Annotated in this window: 14 protein-coding genes and 1 pseudogene; 10 read left to right on the top strand and 5 right to left on the bottom strand. The window is 64.5% G+C overall.

What is annotated here, in order from left to right; all coding sequences use genetic code 11:
* Positions 1-96: 96 nt before the first annotated feature.
* Both ACV7NQ_RS30695 and ACV7NQ_RS30700 read left to right on the top strand, forming a co-directional pair.
* Positions 97-2,290 (top strand): annotated as a pseudogene (locus ACV7NQ_RS30695) (AMP-binding protein); the annotation flags it as partial.
* 479 nt (positions 2,291-2,769) lie between these two features.
* Positions 2,770-3,252 (top strand): Dps family protein, encoded by a 483-nt coding sequence (locus tag ACV7NQ_RS30700; protein ID WP_463362776.1) that lies wholly within the window; start codon positions 2,770-2,772, stop codon positions 3,250-3,252.
* A gap of 62 nt (positions 3,253-3,314) precedes the next feature.
* Here the strand turns inward: ACV7NQ_RS30700 and ACV7NQ_RS30705 are convergent, their stop codons facing one another.
* Positions 3,315-3,497: a hypothetical protein gene (locus tag ACV7NQ_RS30705; RefSeq protein ID WP_463362777.1), complete on the bottom strand. Its 183-nt coding sequence runs from the start codon at positions 3,495-3,497 to the stop codon at positions 3,315-3,317.
* Positions 3,498-3,763: 266 nt separating this feature from the next.
* Between ACV7NQ_RS30705 and ACV7NQ_RS30710 the strand changes: the two genes are divergently transcribed.
* A complete protein-coding gene (locus tag ACV7NQ_RS30710) occupies positions 3,764-3,952 on the top strand; it encodes a hypothetical protein (RefSeq protein WP_463362778.1) in 189 nt (62 codons plus the stop codon).
* Positions 3,953-4,688: 736 nt separating this feature from the next.
* On the opposite strand, the gene ACV7NQ_RS30715 is transcribed toward ACV7NQ_RS30710, so the two are convergent.
* Both ACV7NQ_RS30715 and ACV7NQ_RS30720 read right to left on the bottom strand, forming a co-directional pair.
* Positions 4,689-5,573 (bottom strand): NAD(P)-dependent oxidoreductase, encoded by an 885-nt coding sequence (locus ACV7NQ_RS30715; RefSeq protein WP_463362779.1) that lies wholly within the window; start codon positions 5,571-5,573, stop codon positions 4,689-4,691.
* Positions 5,574-5,889: 316 nt separating this feature from the next.
* The gene (locus ACV7NQ_RS30720; RefSeq protein WP_463362780.1) at positions 5,890-6,015 is read right to left on the bottom strand and encodes a hypothetical protein; all 126 of its coding nucleotides are present in this window, start codon (positions 6,013-6,015) and stop codon (positions 5,890-5,892) included.
* A gap of 194 nt (positions 6,016-6,209) precedes the next feature.
* On the opposite strand from ACV7NQ_RS30720, the gene ACV7NQ_RS30725 reads away from it, so the two are divergent.
* From ACV7NQ_RS30725 to ACV7NQ_RS30735, 3 genes are all read left to right on the top strand, one after another.
* The gene (locus ACV7NQ_RS30725) at positions 6,210-6,365 is read left to right on the top strand and encodes a hypothetical protein (protein WP_463362781.1); all 156 of its coding nucleotides are present in this window, start codon (positions 6,210-6,212) and stop codon (positions 6,363-6,365) included.
* Positions 6,366-6,502: 137 nt separating this feature from the next.
* Positions 6,503-6,625 carry a hypothetical protein gene (locus tag ACV7NQ_RS30730; protein WP_463362782.1) on the top strand — a complete coding sequence of 41 codons (123 nt, stop codon included), beginning with the start codon at positions 6,503-6,505 and terminating at the stop codon, positions 6,623-6,625.
* Positions 6,626-6,923: 298 nt separating this feature from the next.
* Complete coding sequence (locus ACV7NQ_RS30735; protein ID WP_463362783.1) at positions 6,924-8,069, top strand: LLM class flavin-dependent oxidoreductase; 1,146 nt, start codon at positions 6,924-6,926, stop codon at positions 8,067-8,069.
* Here ACV7NQ_RS30735 and ACV7NQ_RS30740 read toward each other — a convergent pair.
* Entirely contained in the window at positions 8,056-8,544 is a 489-nt protein-coding gene (locus tag ACV7NQ_RS30740; protein WP_463365880.1) for a recombinase family protein, read from the bottom strand. The genes ACV7NQ_RS30735 and ACV7NQ_RS30740 overlap by 14 nt on opposite strands.
* Before the next feature lie 407 nt (positions 8,545-8,951).
* On the opposite strand from ACV7NQ_RS30740, the gene ACV7NQ_RS30745 reads away from it, so the two are divergent.
* Positions 8,952-10,439: an AAA family ATPase gene (locus ACV7NQ_RS30745; RefSeq protein WP_463362784.1), complete on the top strand. Its 1,488-nt coding sequence runs from the start codon at positions 8,952-8,954 to the stop codon at positions 10,437-10,439.
* A 354-nt stretch (positions 10,440-10,793) separates the two neighbouring features.
* On the opposite strand, the gene ACV7NQ_RS30750 is transcribed toward ACV7NQ_RS30745, so the two are convergent.
* On the bottom strand, positions 10,794-11,078 hold the full coding sequence (locus ACV7NQ_RS30750; protein ID WP_463362785.1) for a hypothetical protein: 285 nt from the start codon (positions 11,076-11,078) through the stop codon (positions 10,794-10,796).
* 96 nt (positions 11,079-11,174) lie between these two features.
* On the opposite strand from ACV7NQ_RS30750, the gene ACV7NQ_RS30755 reads away from it, so the two are divergent.
* From ACV7NQ_RS30755 to ACV7NQ_RS30765, 3 genes are all read left to right on the top strand, one after another.
* Positions 11,175-11,630, top strand: coding sequence for a transposase (locus ACV7NQ_RS30755; RefSeq protein ID WP_463362786.1), 456 nt, complete (start codon positions 11,175-11,177; stop codon positions 11,628-11,630).
* The gene (locus tag ACV7NQ_RS30760; protein WP_463362787.1) at positions 11,590-12,147 is read left to right on the top strand and encodes a hypothetical protein; all 558 of its coding nucleotides are present in this window, start codon (positions 11,590-11,592) and stop codon (positions 12,145-12,147) included. Before ACV7NQ_RS30755 ends, ACV7NQ_RS30760 begins: the two co-directional genes overlap by 41 nt.
* Positions 12,148-12,550: 403 nt before the next feature.
* Positions 12,551-13,837: an IS4 family transposase gene (locus ACV7NQ_RS30765; protein WP_463362788.1), complete on the top strand. Its 1,287-nt coding sequence runs from the start codon at positions 12,551-12,553 to the stop codon at positions 13,835-13,837.
* Positions 13,838-14,105: the final 268 nt, after the last annotated feature.

A 14,105-nucleotide genomic window follows, 5' to 3' on the forward strand; every position in this document is an offset into this window, starting at 1 on the left:
GCCCGGCTGGCTTTCTCGAATCGGCTCGGTCACTGCTGCGCCTGTGACCGACAACGCCGTCGGCCTCCGAAAATTTCGTTCGAAGAGGAGGTTTCGATGTCTACCGGTACTGGTAAGGAGGGCTCGCGCGCCGCATTCAGAGCTTGTCTGCTACCGACACGCAGTTCGCCGATGCCCGCCCGGAGGAGGCGATCTCCGCGGCGATCCGGCGGCCCGGGCTGCGGCTGCCGCAGCTTGTGCAGACTGTGATGGAGGGCTACGCCGACCGGCCCGCGCTCGGAGCGCGTGCGGTGCGGTTGGTTGCGGACCCGGCCACCGGCCGCACCTGGGCTGAGTTGCCGCCCCGATTCGAGACCATCACCTACGCGCTGGTGTGGGACCGCGTCGGCGCGATCGCCGCCGCCTGGTCGAATGACCCGGTGCGGCCCGGTGATCGCGTGTGTGTCCTGGGTTTCACCAGCGTGGACTACACAACGGTCGATATGGCGTTGATGCGCCTGGGGGCGGTGTCGGTTCCGCTGCAGACCGGCGCCGGTGGCGACGCTGTGGCTCATTGTCGCCGAGACCGAGCCGGCCGTGATCGCCTGCAGCATCGACTACCTGTCCACTGCCGTCGACCTGGTGTTGACCGGCCACGCTCCCGCTCGGCTGGTCGTGTTCGATCATCGGCCCGAGGTGGACGACCACCGCGCGGCGGTGGAAGCCGCTCGTGCCCGGCTGGCCGAAGCGGCCAGCCCAGTGGTTGTGGAGACGCTGGCCGATGTCGTCGCGCGCGGTGCACGGCTTCCCGCCGCGCCGGTGTTCGTTTCCGTCGAGGACGACCCGGTGTGGTTGCTGGTCTACACCTCCGGTAGTACCGGCGCACCCAAGGGTGCGATGTATCCCGAACGGCTGGTCGCCGACTTCTGGCGCCGGTCGCGCGGATCGCCCTGGCCTGATGGCGCTGCGTCCATCTCGCTCAACTTCACGCCGATGAGCCACGCCATGGGCCGGCAGATCGTGTATGCATCGCTCGGCTGCGGCGGCACGGCCTATTTCGCCGCCAAGAGCGACCTGTCGACCCTGTTGGAGGACTTGGCGGTTGGAGGACTTGGCACTGATGCGCCCGACCGACTTGATGTTCGTGCCGAGAATCTGGGAGATGCTGTTCGGTGAGTACCAACGCGAATTGGACCGGCGGTCTGTCGCCGGCGCCGACCAGGCGGCAGTGGAAGCCGAGGTGGTGGCGGAGCTGCGGCAGAACCTGCTCGGCGGACGGGTCGTATCGGCGATGACGGGCTCCGAGCCCCTCTCACCGGAGCTCGCGGCGTGGGTCGAACAGTTCCTCGACCTGCACGTGTGGGAAGGCTACGGCTCCACCGAGGACGGATTCGTGTACATCGACGGCCGTGTGCAGCGTCCGCCGGTGATCGACTACAAGCTGGTCGACGTCCCGGATCTGGGGTACTTCCACACCGACCAGCCCCACCCCCGCGGCGAGCTGCTGGTCAAATCCGAGGAGATGTTCGCCGGCTATTACCGACGGCCGGACGTCACCGCCGAGGTGTTCGATGCCGATGGCTACTACCGCAGCGGCGACATCCTGGCCGAGACCGGTCCCGACCAGCTCCTTTATCTCGCTCGGCGCAACAATGTGCTCAAGTTGTCTCAGGGCGAGTTTGTCGCGGTCTCCAAGCTGGAGGCAGTGTTCGCTGACAGCCCGCTGGTGCGGCAGATCTACTTCTACGGCAACAGTGCACGCCCCTACTTGTTGGCGGTGATCGTGCCCACCGAGGAGGCACTGGCCGGCTATGACACCGAATCGCTGGAGTCACGGATCAGCGAGTCGTTGCAGGACCTCGCGAAAGAGGCCGGGTTGCGGTCCTACGAAATCTCCCGCGACTTCATCATCGAGACGACGCCTTTCAGCCAGGAAAACGGCCTGCTGACCACCGGCACGCGCAAGTTGGCGCGCCCGAAGCTCGAGCAACACTACGGCCCGAGTTTGGAGCAGCTGTATGCCGATCTGGCCCACGGTCAGGACAACGAGCTACGCCGACTGCGCCGCGCTGGCGCCGACCAGCCGGTGCTGCAGAGGGTCAGCCGGGCTGCGGCGGCGCTGCTCGGCGCGGCGGCCGGCGATCTGCGTCCTGATGCGCAGTTCAGCGATCTGGGCGGGGACTCGTTGTCCGCGTTGACCTTCGCCAACCTGCTGCACGAGATCTTCGACATCGACGTCCCGGTGGGCGTCATCATCAGCCCGGCCACCGACCTGCAGGGCATCGCCGACTACATCCAGGCGCAGCGACAGCCCGCTCCAGATACCTGTTCGGTCATAGTGAAACCGTTTAACGTGACTTTTCTCGAAAGTGGGCCCCACGTGCCGCAGCGTGGTGGGTGTGGAACGCGGAGTGCGGAAGCGATCTCGACGTAACGTTGTATTTCGGATTTCCTTACTTCGACCGATAGGCGACAGTTGCTGCCAAGATACTGATCGGTAAAGGTTTGATCACACCGCATAATCTTTCGGCCACATGGGCACACTGGTTGGGGGAAGTGTCGCGATTCCATATCGGAGACCGTGTCGGGTTCGGGACTCCCGCTACCGGCCTAGACTCTGTTTGGTCGGAGGTATCGCCCTCGATCTACGGCGTCGATATGCTGTCGCCGCAGCACCGTCAACGCCGCGCTCGTCACCGCTGATATGTCTAGGCCTCTGACCACTTCCGTCGAAGTCGGCCTCGAACCTGTGGCTCGAATAGTCCGCTCTCGCACCGAAGGGAGAACATCATGTCCAGCTTCGACTCAACCAATGGCTTCCGCGCCTCCACTACCCTCGCCACACACCTGCAGCGCGTTCTGGTCAACCTCATCGCGCTTCACCTGAATGCGAAGCAAGCGCACTGGAATGTCGTCGGCCACAACTTCCGCGACCTGCACCTGCAGCTCGACGAGATCGTCGATGACGCCCGCGGAGCAAGCGACACCATCGCCGAACGCATGCGTGCACTCGACACCGTGCCGGATGGACGCCCCCGGACCGTTGCCGCTGCCGACCAGCCCGCGATCGACCCAGGCGAACTGGACACCAGCGTCATCGTCGACGTGGTTACCGCGCAACTGCGTCACACCGCCGGAGTCCTGCGGGAGGTTCACGACGAGGTCGACGCCGAGGACCCCTCCACCTCCGACCTGCTGCACACCATCATCGACCAGCTCGAGAAGCAGGCCTGGATGTTGAGCGCGGAAAACCGCGTCCATGTCTCGCGATGACATCGTCCGCGCCGGGTCGGTGTGTGTAGCAGGCCGCCGAGGCTGATACCGACACGGGGTCGCTATCGAGATCCGGCGGCGATCACCGTCGCGGCGTCCTCGGCGATCGAGGCGGTCAGCCACTTACCGGCCGCTTCCGAGCCGCGTGCCCGCTGCTGGTAGCCGTCTGCGCCGGGGCGGGCGATGACGTCGGAGGCGGTGCGGGGCACCGCGACAGCGTCGTAGACGCCGACCAGTTCGGCCATCCGCCTGCGGTGCGGTTTCTCCCCAGGCGAAACACGATGTGGGTGGTGTCCCCTTTCGTCGACCGGTGAAAGGTGGTCGCGGATGAGCGAACCGCATGGGCCGCAGGCCGATGTCGAGGTGATCGTGCCGGAGGCGTTGAGCCAACGGGTTCACCTGCTGGTACAACCGGACCGACTTCACTCTGGACTTCCTCGTGTACCTGCCGACCGACCCGGGTGTCGACGACGCCGGTCGGCCGATAGTGCGGCAACCGGCTGTGTCGAGGGTGAAGTTCCCGCCGGCGCTGATCTTCCGCCTGATGCAGATCTTGAACGACAGCATCCTGGCAAGCCCACTCGACCGGGCCGTCGTGACCGACCCCGCGATCCATTACCGGTCCCACAAGATCGACGGCCGCTACCACCTCACCGCCACCGGCAAACAAACCCGCCACCGAGGAATGATCACTGCATGATCAGTGACTTCTAGACGGGGATCGTGTCGGACAACCGGAAGCGGATAGCGGTTGCGCACTCCGGCCGAACAGCATCACGCATCCAGAACACTGGGTATCCCGATGCTCAGGAGTGCGGCCCACCATCAGCCCACCTGCCTACGACCTCAGCCCCACTCATCGTCGGTAGCCCTGGGCGAACAGCTGTACCAGCGGCGTCGGGTTCCTGCGCGGACACCATTGCGTATCGAGCAACTGGGTGACCTCCGCGTGGCTCATCGCCCGGAACTGCGGTGGTGTCTGGCCTCATTCCGGGTCGGGGGGGCCGTGGGTTCGCGGATCAGGGCGCCGCCCCACATGTCGATGATCGACCCGTCATCGGCCTGGTACACCTCGACCTCGTAGGCGCATTCGTCGGTGTCCCGCGCGCGGATCGGTCTCGAAGGACCATTTTTCGCTGGTCACAACCCATACTCGTAGCCGATCTCTGCGCAGTGCATCGCGCTGCTTTCCGGTTGTCGTGGTGGTTGGACGAGCTGTGCAGACCCATCGCCGGCGCAAGGCCAAGAGCGGCCGCAGCCGTTGTTTTACGAGAAATCCGCGAGCGCGCCGGCCTATCGCGCGCCCAGCTTGCGGCCCGCGGTCACCTGAGCGCATCGTTGATTGAGAAATGGGAGCTTGAAGGCCCGTGATCAGCGTCGCGGAGCTGGTCGAGCACATAGCCGAGGAACACAACTGGGTGACGAGCTCGTGAGAGCTACTCGGGCAGCCCCGCCCGGCGGCGAGCCACGGCGGCGACGGCGGCCCAGTCCTTGTGGTTGTCGCCGTGTGCGAGGGCGTCGAGGAAGGCGTCGCGCAGCACACTGCCGAACGGCAGCGGGACGTTCGCCGCGGCGCCGGTGGTGAGGGCGAGGTTGACGTCTTTGAGGCCGAGCGGCAGTCGGAAGCCGACTGGTTCGTAGCGGCGTTCGGCGACCATCGCGCCATAGCCGGAGTAGATCGGCCCGGGAAAGAGTGTGCCGGTGAGCATCTCGATCAGGTCGGCGGGCGGAACGCCGTTGGCCTCGGCCATGGTGCACGCCTCGGCCATCGACTCGATGGCACAGGCGATCAGGAAGTTGGTGCTGATCTTGGCGGTGTTTGCATGGCTCGCTTGGGCGCCGAAATGCCAAGTGTGGCGGCCGATCGCGGACAGCAGTGGTGCCGCCTTCGCCAAGACTGTGGCGTCGCCGGCGGCGAGAATGTTCAGTTCGCCGGTTGCGGCCACTTGGGGTCGGCCGAGGACGGGCGCGGCGACGTACCCGATGCCGTGCTCGGTGTGCAGGGCTTGGGCCCGTTCGGCAAGCGAGATCGAGACCGTCGCCATGTTGACGTGCACGGCGGCCTTCGCGCCGGCCAGCAGCGCCGGGTCCAGCAGCAACTGCTCGACCGCTTGGTCGTTGGCCAGCATGGAGACGACCGCCTCGGCGGCGAACGCGTCAGCGAGGCTGTCGGCTGCCGAGGCGCCCTGGGCGACCAGCGTGGCGACCGGCTGCGGGGAGCGGTTCCAGACCCGGACCCGATGGCCCGCCCGCAGCAGGCTGGCAGCCATGCCCTGCCCCATCGCGCCGAGACCCACGAAACCGACTGTCATTCCAGCCATCACACACTCCTCGTTGTTATCGTTGGTATGGACTGAGCTCGTTCACCGTGTATTGAACATCGCCCGCACGCCCTCGAGGGGCCCCGCGGTTGCCGGACAGTCGCTCAATGGCTGATTTCTATGCCGCTTGCTGCCGGTTCAGGTAATCGTCATGGACTTCCAGTGGTGTCCGGTAGTCGAGTCCCGAGTGGCGGTGGTTCTCTGGGATTCCCGGGCCGATAGAGCCTTGGATCTTTTGCATTTCTGCAGGTCCTGTGGCTGATTTCTGAAGAATATGGTGTGCAACAGGTGTTGTGCAAGTGATTCGGTGGGCGTGTCAGCTGGCTTGTCGTGAAGCGTTGAGCTGGGTCATCAATTCGCGGTTTGCGGCGCGGGTGCCGGCGAGGTCTTGGTCTCGTTCCTCGAGTTGCAGTCGCAGGTCGATGACCTGTTGTTCGAGCATGGTGATACGTTGCTGGAGGTGGTCGATGTCGGTGGGTGCGCCGAGTCCTGTTGCGCGCCATTCGCTGAAAGTGAAACGTCGGCTGACACGGCCCGGCCTGCGCACGGTGGGGCGGCCGATGCCTGCCCTGAGCGGGTTCGAACGTGCGTCCGGAACGAGAATTCGGCCGCTGATCTCAGTGTCAACCAGCCTCCGTGCCAGCGGCGCATTCCGCCAAGACCTTCCTGGCGGCCGGAGCCAAGAAGGTGCTGGAACTGGGAGCAGGCCACGGTCGCGATTCCCTGCACTTCGCTCGGCAAGGCTTCACCATCCACGCGACCGACTTCAGCGCGCTCCGACGGCACCGATGAGCGGATCTGGTGTCCGTAAGCCGATCGTCACCGGCCACCCGCGCCAGCCTGCAACGACGGCGGCCACAGTGCCTGAACGTCGTGAATCAGACTCGCCGGCATCTGCGGGTCGATTGCTGGACCTCGCTGCCCTCGTGTTGATCATCATCGCGACAGTTGCGCTCGTCGTGGTTGGCAATGCCAGCACCGCTGTGTTGACGGCGGCCGGATTCCTGATCGCCGTCGTGTTCAACCGGCGTGTCGAGAACCTTTCATTCTGAAGTACCCCAATCGGACTCCGAGGGTTGGGGTTGCGCAAGCCGTGACCGCTGAACTCTTCGGCTACAGCTACCAAGTCGCCCAGAGGCACGCCGAGATCGCTGCACAACCCTGCTCAAAGTACGCAACCTGATGAGTCTGTTGCGGCCCGGCCCGCATACTGGACCTGCTCCCCGACGCCGGTGTGGGTTTACGCCGCCGCGAGTGCCTCACGCGCCAACCAAGACTTCCTCACCCGAACATACCCGGCAACAGCCACACCCTTTCCGCTTACCAACTACTCGACGAGAGGCTCGACGGATGTCCGGTTTCCGTGTAGGCGTCATGGATACGATCGTCGCCGCTCGCCCAACAGCTGACAGGTTCACCCGAGCCAGTTACCTCGGTGCTCTCGCCAGTCTTGCCGACTCGTTCTGGGTCCCCGACCACATCAACGGACTGCTCCCGCGATCACTATGGAGGCCGCAGTATTGCGGCGCGACGAAGCTCGTCCCCACAAGCGACGCATACCTCGAACCGTGGACCATGCTCGGACACCTCGCCGCCCGGAACCGAATCGGCCGCCTGCGCTTGGGTGTGGGAGTGACCGACACCGGACGACGGAACCCCGCTGTCACCGCGCAGGCCGCCGCGACGCTGCACTTGTTGACCCGCGGCCGCGCGATACTCGGCATCGGTCCCGGTGAACGCGAGGGCAACGAGCCCTACGGAGTGGACTGGTCCAAGCCGGTCGCACGCTTTGAGGAGGGTGTCGCGACCATACGGGCACTCTGGGATTCTGGCGGCGAGTTGGTCAACCGGGACTCCCCGTTCTTCCCCCTACACAATGCGCTGTTCGATCTGCCCTCGTATCGCGGGAAATGGCCGGAGATCTGGATCGCCGCCCACGGCCCTCGAATGCTGCGGACGGCCGGACGCTATGCCGACGGATGGCTCCCAGGCTTCCCGCAGCAGCCACAGGATTACGCGCAGCGTCTCGACGTCATTCGAGTGGCGGCCTCCGACGCCGGGCGCGACCCGATGTCCATCACTCCCGCGGTGTGGTTCTCGGTCATCACCGGCAGCAATCGCGACGACGTCGACGCCGCACTCGACTCCACGCCCGCCAAGGCGTGGGCACTCACTGCCTCCGCGGAGGTATTCAACCGCCACGGTGCCGAACATCCTTTGGGAGCCAATTTCGCAGGCGCCCAAGACATCCTGCCGTACACCTTGGACGAGCAGACGGCGTTGACTCACGCCAGCCAAGTCCCACCGTCACTGATTCGGGAAATAGTGTTGAACGGGACTCCAAACGAGATAGTCGAGCAGGCGGCGCAGTGGCGCGACTGCGGCGTGCGCTACATGGTCCTGGCGAACGTCAGCCTTCTACAGCCAAGCCTGCGCAAAGGCTTAGCGGCGACCGTCCCCTTTCTCAAGGCCGTCCGCGCGATCAAGAAACTCTAGCTGGACGCCACCTCGGACAACGGGTCGAGCACTCACCGTCAGTGATGTGTTGTTCGGTGCCGCCGCGGGATTGTTCGAGGAGGTTGCGGACGTACCAGTTGGCGGTGGCGCGGTTCATGCCACGCACCAGCATGGTGGTGGCGGGGGGATCTCCGGTGGTGATTTCGATGGGCTCGTTGGCGAACCACAGTTGGACGTCGCACTGTTTGAGCCGGTGTTCGAATTCCATCGACGCGTGGGTGTCGCGGGCGGTGCGCGAGATTTGTTCGGCGATGACGACATCGAAGGCGGGCTGCGGGGATGCCGCGGCGGTGAGGAGGTCGGTGATGCCACCGTCACGAGGGACCGGGATGTTGAATTTTTCGTGGCCGGTGCCGTGTCCGCGCTGTCGAGATCCATGCGCCCGGTTTCGATGTCCCAGTAGTAGGCGACGATGACAACTTGGACCGGGAGTCCGGCGAGTTTGGCCTGGCAGGTGGTGACTTGGCGGGGGATGGACAGGGTGGGGTCTTGGTTGTCGTCGGTGGAGGTCCTACCGACGAAGGCTGCTCGGATGATGGGTGCGATTTGGTCTGGGTTTGCGGGGGTGAGGCGGGCGATAGGCTCCTCGATGGTCACCGCCGATTGGGGCCGGGTGGTATCGCCGTCGGGTCCGTTTGAGCGTGTTGGGTTGACCATTGCAGTACCTCCCGGATCGCTTGTGCTTGCAGTGTGGTCAATGGACCAGTGCTCACACCAAACATCTTGGCGGGCACGACATCCCATTGGCTGTACTGCTCCCGGCCACCGGCAGGGCACGGTCTGACCATAGAAGTCGACATGCGTTGGCAGGACGATTGAAGCGACTGTAGAAGTGTATTTATTAGAAGTATAGTTATATGAATGACAGCATTGATGAAGCCCGGTTGGGTGTTCGACCGCGACCGCGAGTGGGAGGGGCTGGTGCGGTTCGCGACCTCGCCGAGCCCGGATGTGCGGTTGGGGATCGTTAGCGGGCGGCGACGGCAGGGGAAGACCTTTCTCTTGGACGCGCTCGCCGATGTGGTGGGCGGATTCTTCTTCACCGCGACCGATGCCACGGAGGTCGAGGCATTGGAGGGATTTGGGGAAGCGGTCGCCGCACTTGCGGGAGGTGGCAGATATGCGTTCCGGAACTGGGACGAGGCCCTGGAGCGGTTGTTCGCGGTGGTGGGGGATGGGCTGGTTGTGATCGACGAGTTTCCGTATCTGAGCAAGGCGAGTCCGTCGTTGCCGTCGGTGTTGCAGCGGGCGTTGGATCCGCGTGGGTATGCGCGGCGGGCGGGTTCGCGCTTGTTGTTATGTGGGTCGGCGATGACGGTGATGGGGCGGTTGCTGGCGGGTAGTGCTCCACTGCGTGGGCGAGCCAGTATGGAGTTGGTCCTCAGACCGCTCGGTTATCGGGAGTCGGCTCGGTTCTGGGGGATCGATGATCCGCGATTGGCGGTGTTGGTGCATGCGATCGTCGGTGGCACGCCGGCGTATCGGCGTGAGTTCGTCGCGGGTGATGCGCCGGAGTCGCTGGACGATTTCGATTCCTGGGTGCTGCGCACGGTGTTGAACCCGCAGGTGCCGTTGTTCCGGGAGGCGCGGTATCTGTTGGCGGAGGAGACCGAGATCCGGGATGCGGCGCTGTATCACGCGGTGCTGGGCGCTATCGCGGGCGGGCACACGACCCGTGGCGGGATCGCGAACACCATTGGGCGCGGTTCCACTGATATCGGACATCCGTTGTCGGTGCTGGAGGACTCACAGTTGATCACTCGTGAGGCGGACCCGTTCAATCGGGGCAAGTCGGTGTATCGGGTGGCCGAGCCGCTGATCGTGTTCTACGAGGCGATCATGCGGCGTGAGTGGACTCGGTTGGAGCGTGGGAATCCCGAAGCGGCGTGGCGTAATTCGCGGGCGACGTTCTTGTCACAGGTGGTAGGCCCGCATTTCGAGGGGATCTGCAGGGAGTGGGCGATGTCGGTCGGAGCCGAGGTGTTCGGTGATCTGCCGGGGCAGGTTGCTGCCGCGACGGTCAACGACCCGCGGGACAAGAAGCAGATCCAGATCGATGTCGCTGTCGTGGCTCCAGAGGAAACCAACCAGCCGCGGCGAATCCTATCGCTGGGTGAGGTTAAATGGGACCGTACTATGACGATCGGGCACGTGGACCGGTTACGTCGTGCGCGGGAGTTGTTGTCGGCCAAGGGATACGACACGAGCCAGACTGTGCTTGCCTGTTACGGCGGGGCGGGATTCGACGAGAACCTCCGCGAATTGGGAGCCGAACTCGGCCAGCGACCGGACCGCAGCGATGCCCCGATGCTGATCGATCTCAACACAGTGTATTCGCAGGTTTGGTAGACACTACATGGCTACCCGAAGTCGTCGAGCAGATCTTCGAGCACTGATTCCTCGGGCAGCCAGTTGATCGTCACGGTTCCCGACTATCACCGGTGCACCGAACTGTTCACGGGATTGCTTCTGGCCAATCGAGCGATGCTTGTGCCTGAGCTCCTTTCGCCTGGCGGCTCGACTAGTGGAGTGTTCCCGGAATTATGGACACGGGATCAAGCCCTCGACTTTCGCACTTTCGAGGCAGTCCGGCTCGGGGCCTCGGCGGTGCCCGCGTGAGGACGTCCTGACGTAACGGCGTGTCGCGCAAGCGGTTTGGGCTTGATGGTGGAGCATCGGCGGTGCTTGTAACAACCCCCGTCGCTAAACGAAGAGTGTTCCGCCGATGCTCCAGGTGCCAACCTTACCGGGCTCGCTCACGCGTGTCCTGGCCTCCTTGCGGCCGTGTTTCACCGCGCCGACGTTCGAGACGTTCACGATGATGGTGGCGGGTTTGTTCGCACAACCGGCGGCGCGGACGGTGTGCGGGATGCTCACCGGTGCGGGGTTGGCCCGGATCTGCCCACCACAGCCGGGCTCACCGATTCTTCTCCACGGCGCGATGGAACCCCGGCAGGTCGGCTTGATTCTGGCGGAACTGATTGTCAACCAGCTACTTTCGCCTGGCGCGGCGATCACGGTCGCCGTCGATGACACCGGTGTTCCGACGTCGCGGCAAGCGCGTGCACGCGGTGGGCTGGTTCCATGACGGCTCCGCGGCGGGGCAGGTCAAGCTGGGGTTCGCCCAACAACTGGGTGGTCCTGGCCATCGTGGTCACGCTGCCGTTGCGTTCGCGGCCGGTCGCGCTGCCGGTCCTGGCCGCGTTGGCGGTCAAAGGCGGCCCAGCGAAACCGGATCTGGCCCGCGACATGCTCGAGTTGTTGGCTGAACGGTTCGCTGATCGCACGGTTCACCTCGTGGGCGATTCCGCCTACGGGTGCTGCGCGTTCGCCGGTCTCGGTGACGGTATGACGATCACCACCCGAGCCAAGGTCAACGCCGTGTTCTATCAGCCTGCCCCACCCCGGACGGGGAGGCGGGGCCGACCGGCGTTGAAAGGCAACAGGATCGGCACACCGGCAGACATCGCGAAGACCGTGATCTGGAAGTCGGTGACCGGTGTCGCGTTACGGCACCACCAGCACCGTGAAAGTCGCTGAACTGGTGTGTCTGTGGTTCGGGACATGGCGCACCGATCCGGTCCGGGTCATCCTTGTAGGCAACACCGGACGCACCACGAAAACCATTGCCGCCCATGGGTATGATATCGCGCTGATCACCACCGACCTCACCTCCACCGCGGAGGAGATCATCGCCCGCTACGCGGCCCGCTGGGCCATCGAGGTCACGTTCTTCGACGTCAAAAACATCCTCGGTGTCGGACAAGCAAGCAACCGTGTCCAGGCCGCGGTCACCCGGACCGTTCCCTTCGGGCTGCTATGCCACAGCATCCTCATCCTCTGGTACGCCGTGGCCGGCCACCACCAGGACGACGCCGCCCAACGACGCGATGCCGCACCCTGGTACCGGACCAAAACCGAACCCTCGACCCTGGACAAGCTCACCAAGCTCCGACGCCAGATCATCGCCACTCGATTTAACCCGGGATCACCCCGACCAGCGACAACCCAGGAAATCATGGAAGTCCAGGCAGCCTGGCTTGAAGCGGCCGCGTAACTGCGAAAGTCAAGTCACTATCTTCACGACCGGATAGCTGGCCCTCTCGCCGCCGATGAATTCGTGTCTGTCGCTCACCGATATTCCTGAGCGAATCACCATCCGAACCGCTTCATCCTTGTATTCCGGAGAGAACAGTGGCACGGCGACCGCCGGTGGTGGCCGTCCATCCTGCCGGGGCGAGTGCGACGAAAACGACGAGAAGCAGGGGGCTTATTCACAGGCCAGTTGATAGAAGTGCAGGCCGATGACCGCGGAAATGGTTTGTGTGAAGGTGTCGAGGGGTAGTCGGTAGTCGACGTGCATGATCAATGCCACTAAGCGTGTGATGAATCCTGCTGGTAGGAGTGGGTTTTGGTGTGTCGGTGGGGGTGGTTGGGCCGTCGGCGGTTAGCGTGTGGGGGTGGTGTCGAGTGTGTTGCCTGCCCGGTTGATGAATCTGGTTTCTGTTGGGTTGCTGAGTAGTTCGGTTCCGCGGGATGTGATCGATGACGCGGTCGCGGCGCACGGCAAGCAGGCCAAGCGGTCGGATGGGGCGTTGCCGCCGCATGTGATGGTGAACTTCGCGATGGCCATGGCACTGTTCGCCGACGACGACTACGAGGGGGTGTTGTCGAATATGGTTGAGCCGCTGACTGTTTGGGGTGGATGGGAACAGCGGTGGGAGCCGGCGTCGTCGAGTGCGATCACCCAGGCGCGGCAGCGGTTGGGATACGAGCCGGTGGCCGAGGTGTTCGAGCAGATCGCCGAGCCCGTCGCTGATGTGCTGACCCGCGGCGCGTTCTGCGCCGGGCGCCGGATGGTGTCCATCGATGGCACCGTGTTCGACGTCCCCGATACCGCCGCCAACGACGCCGTGTTCGGCCGCCCGTCCGGGGGTGCGTTTCCGCGGGTGCGGGCGGTGACATTGGTCGAGTGCGGCTCGCATGTGGACCTGGGTGCTCATCTGGGACCGGTGGTGGGCAAGGGCACCGGGGAACGCAGCGCCGCCCGCGCGTTGTTTCCGCTGCTGCGGCCTGGCTGGATATTGCTCGGCGATGCCGGTTTCTATAGTTTCGCCGGCCTGTGCGCGGCTCTGGCTACGGGCGCGGACGTGTTGTGGCGCATCGGCGACATCATGAAACTGCCGATCATCGCCGGCCCGCACACCGACGGCTCATACACCTCGATCGTGTACGCCCCCCGCACTTCGGCGAAGGTCCGTGCCGTGCTGGCCGACCGTGCCCGCGCCGGCGACGACCTCACCGACGCGGCGGCCACCGCCCGGCTGGTGCGGGTCGTGGAATACCAGGTCGACGCCGGCACCGACACCGACGAGGTGCCCGAACTGGTCTGCCTGATCACCAATATCGTCGATCCCGACGACGCCCCCGCAGGCTTGCTGGCCGATAGCTACCATCAGCGGTGGGAACATGAAGCGGTCAACGCCGAGATCAAGACGAGCCTGCGCGGCCCCGGCCGGGTGCTGCGATCGAAAAGCCCCGACATGGTCCGCCAGGAAATCTATGGATACCTGTTGGCGCACTACGCCATCGCCGCCCTGATCTGCCGGGCAGCCACCGAAACCGACACCGACCCCGACCGGCTCAAGTTCACACGCACGCTGCGCATCATCCGCCGCCGCATCAACGATCCGGCGGCTTTTTCCCCCTCGACGCCAGAAAACCCTCCTCAACCAGGTGAAACGTAGTATCACCAGGCCCCGCAACCTCAACCCCGTCCGCCGCCCCCGCAAATACCCCCGTGTCATCAAACGCGCCCGCCACAACCACTACCCGTCAAGCAACCCCACCACACCGGTACCCGCCACGCACCACCTACCATCGACCTCGTCAACCTACCGAAATCCCAAGGCGCACAGTCTTAGTGGCATTGCGTGCATGATTCGCCAGGTCTTGAAATTGGCGATTGCTCGTTCGACTCGGCAGCGAATCTCAGTTGCCGTTACCGCTGCTGCC

It is taken from the genome of Nocardia sp. Tas62D01 (genome assembly GCF_055232035.1).